The following is a 15,316-nucleotide window of genomic DNA, read 5'->3' as shown; positions in this document are numbered from 1 at the left end:
CATGCGAACCGACTCTTCCTGGAGCACCTTGCCGGCCCGGGAGCATCTCCTGGCCGGAGCGGTCGACGCGGCAGATGTCCCCGTCCTCGACGTGGTGGTACCCGTCTACAACGAGGAGAAGGACCTCGAAACCTGTGTGCTGCGCCTGCACGACCATCTGGTGCGCACTTTCCCGTACGCCTTCCGGATCACCGTCGCCGACAACGCGAGCACCGACCGCACGCCCCAGGTGGCGGCCCGGCTGGCGGCGATCCTCCCGCGGTGCCGCTCGTACCGGCTGGAGGAGAAGGGGCGCGGAAGGGCGCTGCGTACCGTCTGGTCGCAGTCGGACGCCCCGGTCCTCGCCTACATGGACGTCGATCTCTCCACCGACCTCAACGCTCTGCTCCCGCTCGTCGCCCCGCTGATCTCCGGCCACTCGGACCTGGCCGTCGGGTCGCGGCTGGCCCGCAGTTCGCGGGTCGTGCGCGGATCGAAGCGGGAGTTCATCTCGCGGGCCTACAACCTCATCCTCCGGTCGTCGCTGGCCGCGCGGTTCAGTGACGCGCAGTGCGGGTTCAAAGCCATTCGGCAGGACGTCGCGCAACGGCTGCTGCCGATGGTCGAGGACACCGGCTGGTTCTTCGACACCGAGCTGCTGGTCCTCGCCGAGCGCGCCGGGCTGCGCATCCATGAGGTGCCGGTCGACTGGATCGACGACCCCGACTCCACGGTCCACATCGTGCGGACGGCTACCGAGGACCTGAAAGGCGTGTGGCGGGTGGGGCGGGCGCTGGCCGTCGGGGCGCTGCCGCTGGACCGTCTCACCCGTCCCTTCGGGGACGATCCGCGCGACCGCGGGCTGAGCGGTGTGCCGGGCGGCCTGGCCCGCCAGCTGGTCGGGTTCTGCGTCGTGGGCGCGCTCTCCACGCTCTTCTATCTCGCCCTGTACTCGCTCTTCCGACTGGGCGCCGGCCCCCAGATCGCCAACGGCGGCGCGCTGCTGGTGTCGGCCGTCGCCAATACGGCAGCCAATCGGAGGCTCACCTTCGGCGTACGCGGCCGTGGCGGCGCGGTACGCCATCAGGCGCAGGGCCTCGTCGTCTTCGCCATCGGCCTCGCACTGACCAGCGGTTCGCTCGCGGCGCTGGGAACGACGTCCGGATCGCCGTCGCACGGTACGGAGCTCGCCGTGCTGATCGCGGCCAATCTCGCGGCGACCGTGCTGCGGTTCCTGCTCTTCCGCGCCTGGGTCTTCCCGGACCGCACCCCCGCGGCTGCCACGGCCGGCCACGCCGACGACACTCACCACGAACTGGGGAACGTCCGATGACCACGCTGCACCCCACCGACCGTTTTCCGGCGGCGCCGCCGGCGGTTGCACCGGCTGCGGAAGAGCCGTTCCTGCGGCGCGTCCGACGGGGCAGGCCCGAGGACCCTCGCTGGGTACGGCCCGCCTTCCTCACCCTGCTCCTGGCCATCGCACTGGCCTACCTGTGGAATCTCAGCGCCTCCGGCTACGCCAACTCCTTCTACTCCGCGGCCGTTCAGGCCGGCAGCCAGAGCTGGAAGGCGTTCTTCTTCGGCTCGCTGGACGCCGCCAACGCCATCACCGTCGACAAGCCTCCGGCCACGCTCTGGCCGATGGCCCTGTCGGTACGGATCTTCGGCCTCAGCTCGTGGGCGATTCTCGCTCCGCAGGTGCTGATGGGGGTGGCGACGGCGGGTGTGCTGTACGCGGCGGTGCGGCGACGGTTCGGCGCGGCCGCCGGACTGATCTCGATGGCGGTGTTCGCGCTCACGCCCGTCGCCGCGCTGATGTTCCGTTTCAACAACCCGGACGCGCTGCTCGCGCTGCTGATGACCGCGACGGTCTACTGCGTGCTGCGGGCGCTGGAGCACGGCCGGACGAAGTGGCTGGTGTGGGCCGGGGTCGCGGTCGGTCTTGCGTTCCTGTCGAAGACCTTGCAGGCGTTTTTGATCCTGCCGCCGCTGGCCGTGCTGTACGCGGTGTGCGCGCCGACGACGGTACGGAAGCGGTTCGGTCAACTCGGCCTCTCCGCACTCGCGATGGTCGTCGCGGGCGGCTGGTGGGTGGCGATCGTCGAGCTCTGGCCCGCATCCTCCCGTCCGTACATCGGCGGTTCGCAGAACAACTCCTTCCTGGAGCTGACCTTCGGCTACAACGGGCTCGGCCGGATCAGCGGCGACGAGACCGGCAGCGTCGGAGGCGGCGGCGGTCAGTCCGGTGGCCAGTGGGGCGAGACCGGCATCGGCCGGATGTTCAACTCCGAGATCGGCAGCCAGATCTCCTGGCTGCTGCCCGCCGCGCTGATCCTGCTCATCGCGGGCATCTGGCTCACCTGGAGGGCTAAACGGACGGACATCGCCCGCGCGGCCTTCCTCGCCTGGGGCGGCTCGCTGCTGATGACCGCGATGGTCTTCAGCTTCATGGCCGGCATCTTCCACCAGTACTACACGGTCGCCCTGGCCCCCTACATCGCGGCGCTCGTCGGGATGGGCGTAACGGTTCTGTGGGAGGAGCGGGCCAAGTGGGCGGCGAGCGGAGTGCTCGGCGCCACGGTCGCTGTCACGGCGCTCTGGTCGTACGTCCTGCTGGGGCGGACCCCGGACTACCTGCCGTGGCTGCGCTGGGCCGTCCTCATCGGCGGTCTCGTGGGCGCGGCGGGCCTGCTGCTCGCGGGCAGGGCCGGGCGCCGGCTGGCGCTCGCCGCGGTGGGGATCGGTTTCGTCGCGTCGCTGGCCGGTCCGACGGCGTACACCCTCAGCACGCTGAACAGCGGGCACCAGGGCTCGATCGTCACGGCCGGCCCGTCGGGCGCCAGCATGATGGGCGGTGGTGGCAGGGGTGGTCCCGGAGGTGGCGGAATGCAGCCGCCGGGCCGGAACAGTCAGGCCAATCAGCAGGGCGGCGGCATGGGCCGGCCGCCGACCAGCGGCCAGGGCGGCTTCCCGGGTGGTGGCCAACAGGGCCAGGCCCAGGGCCAGGGCAATCAGCAGAACGGCATGCCGGGCGGCGGCCCCGGTGGCATGACCGAAGGCGGCATGGGCGGAGGCGGCGGTATGGGCGGTCTGCTGAACGGCTCGTCCGTCAGTTCCCGGGCCAAGAAGCTCCTGGGGACGAACGCCGACGCCTACACCTGGGCAGCCGCGGCCATCGGCTCGCAGAACGCCGCCAGTTACCAGCTCGCCACCGGCGACCCGGTGATGGCGATCGGCGGATTCAACGGCAGTGACCCGTCCCCGACACTCGCCCAGTTCAAGCAGTATGTCGAGGACGGAAGGATCCACTACTTCATTTCGAGCGGCACGGGCGGGATGGGCGCCACGGGCGGCGACAGCGGCACCTCGTCCAGGATCAGCTCGTGGGTCGAGGACACCTTCGAGAAGGTCACTGTCGGCAGTTCGACCTTCTACGACCTGACTCAGCCCACGAGCTGACCCGAACCGGCCGTCAGCGCCGGAGCAGCAGCAGATCGGCGACAACCGGGCGGTGGTCCGAGGCAAGTGTCTCGGACACCGCCGCGTCGCGTACCCGTACGCCGTCCTTCGACACCGCCACGAAGTCGATCCGTTTCACCGGGTCCAGTGCGGGGAAGGTCGGCGCATTCGGTTCGGCGTCGGTCAGGTCCTTCCACAACGGGGCCAGCTCCGGGGCACTCGGCTCCGCGTTGAAGTCGCCGAGCAGCACCTTCCGCCCCTCGTCCTCCGCCATGACCCGCCGGGTGTCGGCGACCTGCGCGATCCGCACGGACGGGTCGCCGCGGTAGTCGAGGTGCGTCACATACACATGCACGGGCATCCCCTTCACCCGTACGACCACCTCACCGAAGCCGGGCGCGGGCTCCGGCACGGGGTTGGGTACCTGGGTGGAGAGCCGGGTGATCTCGTGGTTCTCGGCGCTCACGATCCGGTACTTCGACAGCACCGCGACCCCGAACTCGCGCCGGGACGCACCGGGAGTCTCCGGATCGAGACTGTAGATCGGGGCGAACGACACCTGCATGTCCAGCCGCTCCGCAAGCTCGCCCGCGACATCGCGCCACTCGCTGCGTGTGCCCCAGTGGACGTCGACCTCCTGGAGCCCGATCACATCGGCGTCCAGCGCGCGGAGTTCCGCCGCCTGCCGGTCCAGATCGAAGACGTTGTCCATGCCCGAGCCGGCATGGATGTTGTACGTGGCGACGCGCAGAGGCACCGGATGCCCCTGCCCGGCAGCTCCGGCGGGCGGGACGGCGGCCGCCCCCAACAGACCCGCGGCAATCAGGACTTCCACCGTACGACGACGCAGTGACATGCCACTCCAGCCCTAGTCGGCTCCCTGTCGATCAGCGTCGAGCACCGTACCCTGCGAAATTCGCTTGTACACCGTATGGGAGGTGCTTTACGGTGTACAACGCTTCCCTCGTACGCCGTATAGGAACCACAGGAGCGCAAGGAGCCCGCATGACGGCGACCGCCGCCGAGCAGAACCACCTCTCGTCACCGAGCCACCCGCAACGCTGGCTGATCCTCGGCGTCATCTGCCTCGCCCAGCTCACCGTGCTGCTCGACAACACCGTCCTCAACGTCGCGATCCCCTCCCTCACCCGGGAGCTGGACGCGTCCACCGCCGATGTGCAGTGGATGATCAACGCCTATTCGCTGGTCCAGTCGGGCCTGCTGCTCACGGCAGGCAGTTCCGCCGACCGTTACGGCCGCAAGAAGATGCTGGTCGCCGGGCTCGCCCTGTTCGGCATCGGCTCGCTGGTGGCCGGACTGGCCCAGACGTCCGTGCAGTTGATCGCCGCCCGCGCAGGCATGGGCATCGGCGGTGCGCTGCTGATGACCACGACCCTTGCTGTCGTCGTCCAGATCTTCGACGACACCGAACGGGTCAAGGCGATCGGCGTCTGGTCGACCGTCAGCTCGCTCGGCTTCGCCGTGGGACCCCTGATCGGCGGAGTGATGCTCGACCACTTCTGGTGGGGCGCGATCTTCCTGATCAACATCCCGGTCGCGGTCGTCGGCCTGGTCGCCGTGATCCGTCTCGTCCCGGAGTCCAGGAATCCGCGCGGCGAGCGCCCCGACCTGCTCGGCGCGCTGCTGTCCACCATCGGCATGGCCTCCGTCGTGTACGCGATCATCTCCGGCCCGGAGCACGGCTGGACCTCGGGCCAGGTGCTGCTGACCGCGTTCACCGGGGTCTGTGTCCTCACCGGATTCGTGCTGTGGGAGCTGCACATTCCGTACCCGATGCTGGACATGCACTTCTTCCGGAACCAGAAGTTCATCGGGGCGGTCGCGGGCGCGATCCTGGTCGCCTTCGGGATGGGCGGCTCGCTCTTCCTGCTCACCCAGCAGCTCCAGTTCGTCCTCGGATACGAGCCGCTGGAGGCGGGTCTGCGTACGGCACCGCTGGCGCTGAGCGTCGTCGCGCTCAACCTCACGGGCCTGGGCGCCAGGCTGGTGCCCAAGCTGGGCACGCCCGTCACGATCGCCGCCGGGATGAGCCTGCTGGCCGCAGGTCTCGCCGCGATCGCCCTGCTGGGCGGCAACGGCTACGGCGGCATGCTGCTCGGTCTGGTCGTCATGGGCGCGGGCATCGCACTCGCCATGCCGGCCATGGCCAACGCGATCATGAGTGCCATTCCGCCGGAGAAGGCGGGGGTGGGCGCGGGGGTCAACGGCACGCTCGCCGAGTTCGGCAACGGACTGGGGGTCGCGGTCCTCGGCGCGGTGCTGAACTCGCGGTTCGCGGCGCTCGTGCCGGCGGCCGTCGGGGCTGCCTCGCTTCCCGCGGCGCTCGCCGCGGCGACCGACGACGGCGAGCGGCAGCGGATCACCGACGCCTTCGCCTCGGGACTGGAGACCAGCCAGCTGGTCGGGGCGGTGGCGGTGCTGGCGGGCGGGCTGCTGGCCGCAGTGCTCCTGCGCCGGGCGGAGCGGGCAGAATCTACTCGGGCAGACTCGGCCGCGGCAGCGGCATAGCATCAGGCAGGGCGTACCGGATTGTGCGAATCCGGTTCGTGCGCACGGGGTACGGATCCGGTTCAGTCATCCCGTCCGTCCCGCCGGCAAGACGAGGAGAGTGCGCCATGGTGTCCGCGGCCGACCGAGTGAAGAACCCTGCCAGGACCAGTGTGTGGCTGGATCAGCGGGCACCGTCGCGCACCCGTAAATCGGACCAGCCGGCCGGCCTCGACCGCGACAGGATCACCGCGGCGTCGGTCCGGCTGCTGGACGCCGAGGGTCTCGCCAAGTTCTCCATGCGTCGGCTCGCCGCCGAACTGGACGTCACCGCGATGTCCCTCTACTGGTACGTCGACACCAAGGACGACCTGCTGGAGCTGGCCCTCGACTCGGTCTACAGCGAGATCGCGCCTCCCCGGGAGGAGGCGCACTGGCACGACCGGCTCCGCGAACTGGCCACCACCTACCGGGAGCTCCTGGTCCGGCACGTCTGGGTGTCGCCGCTCGCCGGACACTTCCTCAATATCGGCCCGCACTCGATGCTGTTCTCGTACGCCGTCCAGGACGTGATCCGGGCGACCGGGCTGCCGCTGCACCAGCAGACGGGCGCTCTCTCCGCGGTCTTCCAGTTCGTGTACGGATTCGGCACCATCGAGGGCCACATCGTGCAGCGTTCCGCGGCGGCGGGGCTCAGCCAGGACGAGTTCTTCCAGCAGGCGATGCGCACGATCCGGTCCCAGCCGCAGCTCAGCCGGATCGTCGAGTCGTCGCAGGACCTGATGGACGCCCGCGGCGGCGACACGGTCGAGGAGATGCGCGAGCGGGACTTCACGTTCGCACTGGACCTGCTGATCGCGGGGATCGAGGCGATGCGGGACCGCTAGTGCGGTGACCGGCAGTGTTTGCCCCACGAGGAGCGCCGTCCGGTGCGTGCGATCGCAAGGCGGCCGGACGTCCTTGGATGAGGTCTCCCCTGCTCGAACGGAGTGGAGAGCTTGGGGAAGGAGCCACCAGGGCTTCTGGCCGACGCGGAAGGGGGCCCCTGGCTCTCAAGGCCTTGGGGGAGGGCGTGTCGGGCGGTGCGACGGGGCAGAGCTTGCCGGGAGGGGCACCAGGGCCTCTCGTCCGGATCATGCCGGGCCCGCAGGGGCCGTCGCGCACATCTGTCGCGTCGTCGCCGGTCCCTGATCCAGAGGAAAGCCCCCGGGGAACGTCCGGGGGCGTCCTCCAGGGTGTGTCCCGCACCCTTCAGTACCCGCGCCCCACGTCCACGGCCGTCCCCGGCACCCGCCCCGCCGCCAACGCCTGCCAGCACGCGGCGAAGTCCGTGACGACGTCCTCGTCCGCCGTGATGCCCGCGGAGTGCGAGGTGATCACCGTACGAGGCAGCTGCCAGCAGCGATCGCCGGGCACGGCGGGTTCCTCGGGCAGCACGTCGAGCACCGCCCCGCCCACCGCACCGGAGCGCAGCCCGGCCTCCAGCGCACGCATGTCCACGGTCGCGCCCCTGCCGACATTGATGAACGTGGCACCGCCCATGCCTGCGAACCGGTCCGCCCCGAAGAAGCCGGCCGTCGCGGGAGTCAGCGGCAGAGTGGAGACCACCCAGCGTGCGGACGCGAGCGATTCGGCGTCGTCGTCCGCCCCGACGACCCGGTCGAAGCCCGCCGGCGTCGCACCTGCCCCGCGCCCCACGCCCACGGTCCGGATGCCGCACCCGCGCAGCAGGCCGGCGACGGCCGAGCCGATGCGACCGGTCCCGTAGATCAGGGCGGTCTGCCCGGAGGCGAGTTCGGAGGGGATACGGCGCCACTCGGCCCGTGCGTGCTGGGCGACGAACCCGGGGACGGACTGACAGTCGGCGAGCACCCAGGCCAGTACGTACTGGGCGATCCGCTCACCCATGCGGCCCACCGTCCGGGTGAGCAGCGCCCCGGACGGCCATGGTCCGGCGCTCAGCAGGGTGTCCGTCCCGGCGTTCACGCTGTGGAACCAGACCAGTGGCCCGCCCCGCAGCGCATCCGGCAGCGCGGCCCCGACACAGATGAAGGGTTCCTCCGGCGGTGCGCCGGAGAAACCCTGTTCCACCGGGCGGCCGGTGACCCGCTCCAGGCCGCGGACGACGGAGGCGCCGACGGTCGGTGCGGCGAGCAGCCGGGCCCGCGCGAGCAGCCCCGGCGCCGGAAGGACGTTCTCACTCATCCTGGAACAGCCGTCAGCTGCCGGGCGCCAGGTGGGCGGGGAAACCGCCCGTAGCAATGGGCCCCCACCGCTCCGGGGTGATCCGGATGATCGACTTGCCCTGCTTCACCATCGCCGCCCGGTACTCGTCCCAGTCCGGGTGCTCTCCCGAGATGTTCCGGAAGTACTCGACGAGCGGCTCGACCGAGTCGGGCGCGTCGACCACCTCGGCCGACCCGTCGATCTGCACCCACGGCCCGTTCCAGTCGTCCGACAGGACGATCACGCTCACGCGCTCGTCCCGCTTCGCGTTCCGGGTCTTCGCCCGTTCGGGGTAGGTCGAGACGACGATCCGGCCGGCGTCGTCGACGCCGCACGTCAGCGGGGATCCCTGGGGGCGGCCGTCGGCCCGGGTGGTCAGCAGGATCGCCCGGTGCCGGGGCCGTACGAACGCCAGCAACTCATCGAGTTCCACGGCGGTGTTGGTCGCGATGTTGGGTGCCATGTCCGCAGACTACGACGGCAGGGTCTCGCCCTGCACGGCCTGGATGTCCAGTTCCACCCGCAGTGTCGTGCCGATCGCCGAGATGCCCGCCTGCACCACCTGGTTGTAGTTCATGGCGAAATCGTCGCGGCGCAGCTCTGCCGTTGCGCTGAACGCCGCGCGCACCCCGCCCCACGGGTCGGGGCCGGTGCCGAGGTAGCTCAGGTTCAGGTCGACCGGGCGCTCGACGCCGCGCATCGTCAGCAGGCCGTGCACGGTCCAGCGGTCGGGGCCGGCCGGGGTGAGCCCGTTCGAGCGGTACGTGATCTCCGGGAATCGGTCCGCATCGAGGAAGTCCGGCGAGCGCAGGTGCTTGTCCCGCATGCCGTTGCCCGTGTCGATGCTGGCCGCGCTGATCACGGCGTCGACGCGGGAGCGGTGGACCTCCTCGGCGATCTCGATCCGGCCGCCGAACTCGGTGAACCGGCCGTGCACGCTGGAGATCCCCAGGTGCTGCGCGACCGCGCCCACCGAGGAGTGCGCCGGGTCCAGCGACCAGGCGCCCGGTGGCGGCAGCTCCACGCCGCCCTGGCGGGCCAGCACCACCGTGCCGGCCTCGACCCGTCCGCTCGCCGTGACGAGGGCGGTCGACGCGGCGGGGGCGTACCCGACCGCGGTCACGATCACCGTGTACGCGCCGGCCGGGAGCAGGGCGTCGGTCCGTACCGCCCCGTCCTCGTCGGCGGCGGCTCGCAGCACCTGGGTGCCGGTCATGTCGGTCACCGTCACGACCGCGTGCTGGACGGCCCAGCCGTCCCGCGTCCGTACCTGTGCGCGAAGTCCCATCCCGTTTCTCTCCTTGTTCCATGACTCAATGAGTCGGGCCCCGGGGCGGGGACGGCAGGCCGTCCCCTGCCTGCCGTCCCCACCACCGGGGCCCATTTCCACCGGGGGCAGCCTCTCCGCTCGAAGCGCTGTCCACCAGGGGTCTGTGTTACTCGATCACTCGCCGGGGTGGGCGAGTTCGATGTCGTGGCCGTCGACCCCGCGACCGGCCACGGTCAGCGCGCCGGCGACCGGCGGGTAGCCGGTCGCGATGACCGAGTACTCGCCCGCGTCCAGGTCGGCGAAGGCGTACGCCCCGTCCTCCCCGGTCGTCGAGGTGGCGACCACATTGCCCGCCGCGTCGACGAGCGTGACGCGGGCGTCCGGGAGCGGCCGCCGGGCCGAACCGGCCCGCACGACACCCTGGACCAGCGCACCGGACTGCAGTACGGCGTCGACCCTGGTGACACCCTGGCCGCCGATCTCCACCGGCAGCGCCAGCGGACGGAAGCCGGCGGCGTTCACCGCGACGGTCACCGCACCGGGCACCAGCTCGGCGAAGGTGAACTCGCCGGCCCCGGTGGACTTGCCGGTGGCCAGCACATCACCGCGCACATCGGTCACGATGACCATGGCGCCGTCGACCGGATCACCGCTCTCGGCGGCCCGCACGGTCCCGGCCAGGCCACTCGTACCGGCGAGCAGGATGTCGTACGACAGCTGCCGGTCGCCGACGACCACGGTGGACGCCTGCGGCTGGAAGCCGTCGGCGGATGCGATCAGGACGTAGCTGCCGGCGCCCGGCGCGTCCAGACGGTAGCTGCCGTCGGCCTGGGCGACGGAGCGCCCCAGCTGCCGGCCGCCCAGCGAGATCAGCGTGACCGCGGCCCGGGCGACCGGTGCGCCCTCGGCGCCCCGCACCACACCGCTCACCGGGGTGCCCTGCACGGTTGCCACCGGAGCTTCGAGCGTGGCGACCGAGGTGACCCCGGCCGCGCTCTCGGAGACCAGCGCGGCAGCACCGGACGGGACCTCGGCGAGCACCGCGGAGGGAACCTCGGCGGGAGCATCGGCCGCCACCGGGGCGTCGTTCGCCGCGTTCGTCTTCAGCGCGACCTCCTTGATGAAGATCGTGATGAGGAAGGCGATCAGCGCGGCCGGAGCGGCGTACAGGAACACGTCGCCGACACCGTGCCCGTAGGCGCTCTCCACGACCGTACGGAACGGTGCGGGCAGCTTGTCCAGGTCGGGGATGCCCCCGCCGCCGGTGCCGCCGTGGCCCAGGGCCGCGCCCTTCGGGCCGAGGTCCGCGAGGCCGTCCTTGACGTAGTGGGTGACCCGGTTCGCCATGACGGCGCCCAGCGCCGAGACGCCGATCGCACCACCGAGGGAACGGAAGAAGGTGACGACGGAGCTGGCCGAGCCGAGGTCGGACGGAGCGACCTGGTTCTGCGTGGCGAGCACCAGGTTCTGCATCATCATGCCGATACCGAGACCCATCACGGCCATGAAGGCGGCGATGTGCCAGTACTCCGTGTCGTACCGGAGGGTGCCCAGCAGCCCGAGCCCGGCGGTGACCAGGAAGCCACCGCTGACCAGCCAGGCCTTCCAGCGGCCGGTCTTCGTGATGATCTGGCCGGAGACCGTCGAGGAGATGAACAGACCCGCGATCATCGGGATCGTCATGACGCCGGACATCGTCGGCGACTTGCCCCGCGCCAGCTGGAAGTACTGGCTGAAGAAGACCGTGCCCGCGAACATCGCGATACCGACGAACAGCGAGGCCAGCGAGGCCAGCGTGATGGTGCGGTTACGGAAGAGGCGCAGCGGGATGATCGGCTCGCTGGCCCGGGACTCGGTGTAGACGAAGAGCAGGGCGAGGATCAGGGAACCCGCGAGCATCACACCGGTCTGCCAGGACAGCCAGTCGTACTTGTCGCCCGCGAAGGTCACCCAGAGCAGCAGCAGCGAGACGGCGGCGCTGATGAAGAACGCGCCGGTCCAGTCGACCTTGACCTCACGCTTGACGACCGGGAGCTTCAGGGTCTTCTGGAGCACGATCAGCGCGATGACGGCGAACGGCACACCGACGTAGAAGCACCAGCGCCAGCCCATCCAGCTGGTGTCGGTGATGACTCCGCCGAGCAGTGGACCACCGACGGTGGCGACGGCGAACACCGCACCGATGTATCCGCTGTAGCGACCGCGCTCGCGCGGGGCGATCATTGCGGCCATCACGATCTGAGCGAGGGCGGAGAGACCGCCGACGCCGATGCCCTGGACGACACGGCAGGCGATGAGCATGCCGCTGCTGGTCGACAGACCCGCGACGACCGAGCCCAGGACGTAGATGACGAGCGCTATCTGGACCAGCAGCTTCTTGCTGAACAGGTCGGAGAGCTTGCCCCACAGAGGAGTGGTGGCGGTCATCGCGAGCAGCGAGGCCGTGACGACCCAGGTGTACGCGGACTGGCCGCCACCGAGGTCCGAGATGATCTCGGGGAGAGCGTTGGAGACGACGGTCGACGACAGGATCGCGACAAACATGCCGAGCATCAGCCCGGCCAGTGCTTCCATGATCTGCCGGTGTGTCATCGGCGCGCCCTCGGAGGAAGAGCTTCCTCCGTGCTTGGCGTGGCCGCCCCGCACACCGGTTGGTGTGGTCGTAGCCATTGAGTTCCTTTGCTTTGCTTCTGTTACACGGGTGTACGGGTGTGCGAGTCGTCGTCGCTGTCGGCGGGCCGCATGCGGCACTCGTGGCTGTGCCTTCCGGGGGCGCACCCACCGGAACCGCGACAGGCGAAACTGTCACGCAGCCGGGCCAACAACGTGTTGAGCTGTCCGACCTCGTCGTCGGACCATTCCTGAAGGTTGTGGGCGAACATTTCGGTGGTCCGCCGGTTCAGATCGCCGAGTACCGCGTTGCCCGCGGGGGTCAGCCGCAGGATGCGGGACCGCTTGTCCGCCGGGTCCGGAGACCGTTCTATCCAGCCGCGCTCGGCCACGTGGGCGACATGTCGGCTGGTAACCGACATGTCGACGGCCATCAGCTCGGCCAGTCTGCTGATCCGCATTTCGCCGTGCTGGCTGAGCAGGGCCAGTACCGCGGCGGATCCGCCAGGACATTCAGCAGGGAGGATGCGCGCGAGTCCGCGTTTGACGGCCCCCACGGCGCTGAGCTGCCGGGCCAGTTCTTCGTACTGACTCCGTGCGGCCACGGGACCCCCAGACGGTTGCCACTGCATCTTGTTGCTTAGGGCAACCATAGAAGCCATTGGTTGCTGCAGGCAAACGAAAACCGGCTTGCAGGAGTAAAGGAACGCAAAAGGATGCGTCGGGTTCGGGTCAAAGACCCAGGGTGCGCGGGCGGATTTCGAAGGCGTGTGTCTCGTGCCACATGCCGACGGTGTGGGTGCGCCCGGCGGGCGTGGGGCCGGCACCGGCGAGGTACGGGCGGTGGCCCAGTCGTGCATCACGCCCGTAATAAGAGGAGCTCACAAAAGGGGAGTCCGATCAGCTCGCGGCGTCCGGTGCGTGCGATCGCAAGGCGCTGGACGGTCCTCGGACGGGGTCCCCCCTGCTCGAACGAAGCTGAGAGCTTGGGGAAGGAGCTACGAGGGCATTTCGGCAACGCAGCGAGCGTGCGTGCCGGGCGCCCATTGTGTGAGCTCCTCCAAGGGGAGAGGCGGTGGGGGCGGGTGTGCGCCATCCCGTCGAGGGATGCGGAGGCCGACAGGCTCGTGGCGCTCGCGTGACCCGTACCCGGCACACGGTGCCCACCGGCCGGGCCGCGCACCCGCCGTTCCTTCACCGGATCCCCGGCTCCGGCCTCGCGCCTACACCGACCCGGGGGTTGGGCCGATTCCCCGAGTTCGCTAGGGTCCTGGCCCATGGCACACAACCCCCATGCCCCGCAGGGCCCCGAGGGCAACCACGACCCGGCGGGCAGCACCCAGATGTTCCGCGCCTTCGTCGACGAGGGCGAGCCGCAGCGCCGGCAGCAGCCGGCCGCGTCGTCCGGACCGAAGACCGGAGTGATCGTCGCCGTCGTCGCGGTGATCGTCATCCTCGGCGCGGTCGCCTGGCTCGCGCTGCGCTGACCCGACCCCGCCCTTTCCCATCCGTCACTTCCAGACGGCGGTGACGTCCCGGGTCTCGACATGCATGCCCAGGGGCACCCGCCAGGCGTCCACGCAGACGGTGTACGTCTTCTCCCGCGCCGCTCCCGCGTCGATCGGCGCGGGCAGCGGCGCGGTCGTTTCCACGGTCGCCCAGTCGATCCCGAGCCCGCCGATGATGTGTGTGGCGAAGGTGACCGTTCCTGACCGGGCCGGTGAGCCGCCGGTGTTGCGGAACTCGACCGTCACCTTCTCGCACCAGCGGTGATCGGCCGCCACCCGCTCGGGTGCGCCCAGGGTCAGGACGGCAGGTGCCGCGGGTGCGGTGGACCCCGGTGCGGACGGGGTGGTGGGAGTCGCGGAGCCGCCCCCCGCGCCGCCCGAGGCCGTGCCACCAGTACCACTGCCACCTGTACTGCCGGCGGAGCCCGTACCACCCCCGGAGCCCGCAGAGCCCCCGGTGGTGCCGCCGGATCCGCTGGAGGACTGCGCACCGCCGCTCGTGCGGTCGGCCGCGCCACCGCCCGCACCACTGCCGGTGCCCCCCGTACCGCCGGTGTCACCGCTTGCCGCGGAGGAGCGCGGCTTCGGCTCCTTGCCCCCGTCGCTTTTCCCGTCCAGCGGAATCAGCGTCACCCTGCCCGAAGGCGCGACCGCGCCCTTGGGTGCCTTCTCCGGCCCGCTGCCCGCCGCGCCGACTGCCGTATAGCCGTCTTTGTCGCCCGCCCCGGCGCCGCAGGCGGCGAGTGCTCCGCCCAGGCACAGCACGGCCGCCGAAGCGACGATCACGGTGCCCCGACGGCCGGTCGAGCCGAATGTCTGACGTCGCATCGCGCCAGTGTGGCTGACGGTCCGTCAATTCGAAACCCTCGCGCGACTGCGCGTGGGTCAGTCGGCGATGAGTCCTTCCCTGAGCTGGGCGAGCGTCCGGGTCAGCAGCCGTGAGACGTGCATCTGCGAGATGCCGACCTCCTCGCCGATCTGCGACTGGGTCATGTTGGCGAAGAACCGCAGCATGATGATCTGCCGCTCCCGGGGCGGGAGTTTGGCCAGCAGCGGCTTCAGCGATTCGCGGTACTCGACGCCTTCCAGCGCGGAGTCCTCGTAGCCGAGCCGGTCCGCGAGCGAGCCCTCGCCGCCGTCGTCCTCCGGGGAGGGCGAGTCCAGTGAGGAGGCGGTGTACGCGTTGCCGACGGCCAGGCCGTCGACCACATCCTCCTCGGAGACCCCGAGCGCCGCAGCGAGCTCCGGCACGGTCGGCGAACGGTCGAGCTTCTGAGCCAGCTCGTCGCTGGTCTTCGTCAGCGCGAGCCGCAGCTCCTGGAGCCGGCGCGGCACCCGCACCGACCAGGAGGTGTCACGGAAGAAGCGCTTGATCTCGCCGACGACGGTGGGCATCGCGAACGTCGGGAACTCCACGCCCCGTTCGCAGTCGAACCGGTCGATCGCCTTGATCAGGCCGATCGTGCCGACCTGGACGATGTCCTCCATCGGTTCGTTACGGCTCCGGAACCGCGCCGCGGCGTATCGCACCAGCGGGAGGTTGAGCTCGATGAGTGTGTCCCGCACGTAGGCACGCTCCGGGCTGTCCGGTCCGTCGGGCCCCGGTGCGGGACCCAGGGCGGCGAGCCGCAGGAACAGGGAGCGGGACAGAGTGCGGGTGTCGATGGCTTCCGACGAGCTGGTGAGCACAACGGGTGCGGGTGCGCTCTTCGTGAGCGTGAGCACCTTCGAGCTGCCCTGTTCTGCGGACATG

At 70.4% G+C, this 15,316-nt stretch carries 13 protein-coding genes; 5 read left to right on the top strand and 8 right to left on the bottom strand.

What is annotated here, in order from left to right:
• The first annotated feature begins 1 nt into the window (after position 1).
• Positions 2 to 1,312, top strand: a complete 1,311-nt coding sequence (locus tag OG395_RS27485; protein ID WP_327245313.1) for a bifunctional glycosyltransferase family 2/GtrA family protein — start codon at positions 2 to 4, stop codon at positions 1,310 to 1,312.
• Positions 1,309 to 3,441 (top strand): ArnT family glycosyltransferase, encoded by a 2,133-nt coding sequence (locus OG395_RS27480; protein WP_327245312.1) that lies wholly within the window; start codon positions 1,309 to 1,311, stop codon positions 3,439 to 3,441. Before OG395_RS27485 ends, OG395_RS27480 begins: the two co-directional genes overlap by 4 nt.
• Before the next feature lie 13 nt (positions 3,442 to 3,454).
• Here OG395_RS27480 and OG395_RS27475 read toward each other — a convergent pair whose 3' ends face one another.
• Positions 3,455 to 4,297 carry an endonuclease/exonuclease/phosphatase family protein gene (locus tag OG395_RS27475; RefSeq protein ID WP_327245311.1) on the bottom strand — a complete coding sequence of 281 codons (843 nt, stop codon included), beginning with the start codon at positions 4,295 to 4,297 and terminating at the stop codon, positions 3,455 to 3,457.
• Positions 4,298 to 4,446: 149 nt separating this feature from the next.
• Between OG395_RS27475 and OG395_RS27470 the strand changes: the two genes are divergently transcribed.
• Both OG395_RS27470 and OG395_RS27465 read left to right on the top strand, forming a co-directional pair.
• Positions 4,447 to 5,970 (top strand): MFS transporter, encoded by a 1,524-nt coding sequence (locus OG395_RS27470; RefSeq protein ID WP_327245310.1) that lies wholly within the window; start codon positions 4,447 to 4,449, stop codon positions 5,968 to 5,970.
• 107 nt (positions 5,971 to 6,077) lie between these two features.
• Positions 6,078 to 6,836, top strand: coding sequence for a TetR/AcrR family transcriptional regulator (locus OG395_RS27465; protein ID WP_327245309.1), 759 nt, complete (start codon positions 6,078 to 6,080; stop codon positions 6,834 to 6,836).
• 364 nt (positions 6,837 to 7,200) lie between these two features.
• Here the strand turns inward: OG395_RS27465 and OG395_RS27460 are convergent, their stop codons facing one another.
• From OG395_RS27460 to OG395_RS27440, 5 genes are all read right to left on the bottom strand, one after another.
• Positions 7,201 to 8,154 (bottom strand): NAD(P)-dependent oxidoreductase, encoded by a 954-nt coding sequence (locus OG395_RS27460; protein ID WP_327245308.1) that lies wholly within the window; start codon positions 8,152 to 8,154, stop codon positions 7,201 to 7,203.
• A 13-nt stretch (positions 8,155 to 8,167) separates the two neighbouring features.
• Positions 8,168 to 8,638 carry a PPOX class F420-dependent oxidoreductase gene (locus tag OG395_RS27455; RefSeq protein ID WP_327245307.1) on the bottom strand — a complete coding sequence of 157 codons (471 nt, stop codon included), beginning with the start codon at positions 8,636 to 8,638 and terminating at the stop codon, positions 8,168 to 8,170.
• 9 nt (positions 8,639 to 8,647) lie between these two features.
• Positions 8,648 to 9,463, bottom strand: coding sequence for a YceI family protein (locus tag OG395_RS27450; protein ID WP_327245306.1), 816 nt, complete (start codon positions 9,461 to 9,463; stop codon positions 8,648 to 8,650).
• A 156-nt stretch (positions 9,464 to 9,619) separates the two neighbouring features.
• Entirely contained in the window at positions 9,620 to 12,115 is a 2,496-nt protein-coding gene (locus OG395_RS27445; RefSeq protein ID WP_327245305.1) for an MFS transporter, read from the bottom strand.
• 23 nt (positions 12,116 to 12,138) lie between these two features.
• Positions 12,139 to 12,660 carry a MarR family winged helix-turn-helix transcriptional regulator gene (locus OG395_RS27440; RefSeq protein WP_327245304.1) on the bottom strand — a complete coding sequence of 174 codons (522 nt, stop codon included), beginning with the start codon at positions 12,658 to 12,660 and terminating at the stop codon, positions 12,139 to 12,141.
• Positions 12,661 to 13,332: 672 nt separating this feature from the next.
• On the opposite strand from OG395_RS27440, the gene OG395_RS27435 reads away from it, so the two are divergent.
• Positions 13,333 to 13,542, top strand: a complete 210-nt coding sequence (locus tag OG395_RS27435; RefSeq protein WP_327245303.1) for a hypothetical protein — start codon at positions 13,333 to 13,335, stop codon at positions 13,540 to 13,542.
• A 24-nt stretch (positions 13,543 to 13,566) separates the two neighbouring features.
• Here OG395_RS27435 and OG395_RS27430 read toward each other — a convergent pair whose 3' ends face one another.
• Positions 13,567 to 14,391, bottom strand: a complete 825-nt coding sequence (locus tag OG395_RS27430) for a hypothetical protein (RefSeq protein ID WP_327245302.1) — start codon at positions 14,389 to 14,391, stop codon at positions 13,567 to 13,569.
• Between the two features lie 57 nt (positions 14,392 to 14,448).
• Positions 14,449 to 15,315 (bottom strand): RNA polymerase sigma factor SigF, encoded by an 867-nt coding sequence (locus OG395_RS27425; protein WP_037695075.1) that lies wholly within the window; start codon positions 15,313 to 15,315, stop codon positions 14,449 to 14,451.
• Position 15,316 lies beyond the last annotated feature (1 nt).

Origin of the sequence: Streptomyces sp. NBC_01320 (genome assembly GCF_035974375.1) — a bacterium.
GTDB lineage: Bacteria > Actinomycetota > Actinomycetes > Streptomycetales > Streptomycetaceae > Streptomyces > Streptomyces yanii.
The sequence above is the reverse complement of the archived record's forward strand: the minus strand, read 5'-3'. Positions and strand labels throughout refer to the sequence as shown.

Bases quoted from the DNA above. Each gene is read 5' to 3' on its own strand.
- OG395_RS27485 (WP_327245313.1), top strand. From the start codon at position 2: ATGCGAACCGACTCTTCCTGGAGCACCTTGCCGGCCCGGGAGCATCTC.
- OG395_RS27480 (WP_327245312.1), top strand. From the start codon at position 1,309: ATGACCACGCTGCACCCCACCGACCGTTTTCCGGCGGCGCCGCCGGCG.
- OG395_RS27475 (WP_327245311.1), bottom strand. From the start codon at position 4,297: ATGTCACTGCGTCGTCGTACGGTGGAAGTCCTGATTGCCGCGGGTCTG.
- OG395_RS27470 (WP_327245310.1), top strand. From the start codon at position 4,447: ATGACGGCGACCGCCGCCGAGCAGAACCACCTCTCGTCACCGAGCCAC.
- OG395_RS27465 (WP_327245309.1), top strand. From the start codon at position 6,078: ATGGTGTCCGCGGCCGACCGAGTGAAGAACCCTGCCAGGACCAGTGTG.
- OG395_RS27460 (WP_327245308.1), bottom strand. From the start codon at position 8,154: ATGAGTGAGAACGTCCTTCCGGCGCCGGGGCTGCTCGCGCGGGCCCGG.
- OG395_RS27455 (WP_327245307.1), bottom strand. From the start codon at position 8,638: ATGGCACCCAACATCGCGACCAACACCGCCGTGGAACTCGATGAGTTG.
- OG395_RS27450 (WP_327245306.1), bottom strand. From the start codon at position 9,463: ATGGGACTTCGCGCACAGGTACGGACGCGGGACGGCTGGGCCGTCCAG.
- OG395_RS27445 (WP_327245305.1), bottom strand. From the start codon at position 12,115: ATGGCTACGACCACACCAACCGGTGTGCGGGGCGGCCACGCCAAGCAC.
- OG395_RS27435 (WP_327245303.1), top strand. From the start codon at position 13,333: ATGGCACACAACCCCCATGCCCCGCAGGGCCCCGAGGGCAACCACGAC.
- OG395_RS27430 (WP_327245302.1), bottom strand. From the start codon at position 14,391: ATGCGACGTCAGACATTCGGCTCGACCGGCCGTCGGGGCACCGTGATC.
- OG395_RS27425 (WP_037695075.1), bottom strand. From the start codon at position 15,315: ATGTCCGCAGAACAGGGCAGCTCGAAGGTGCTCACGCTCACGAAGAGC.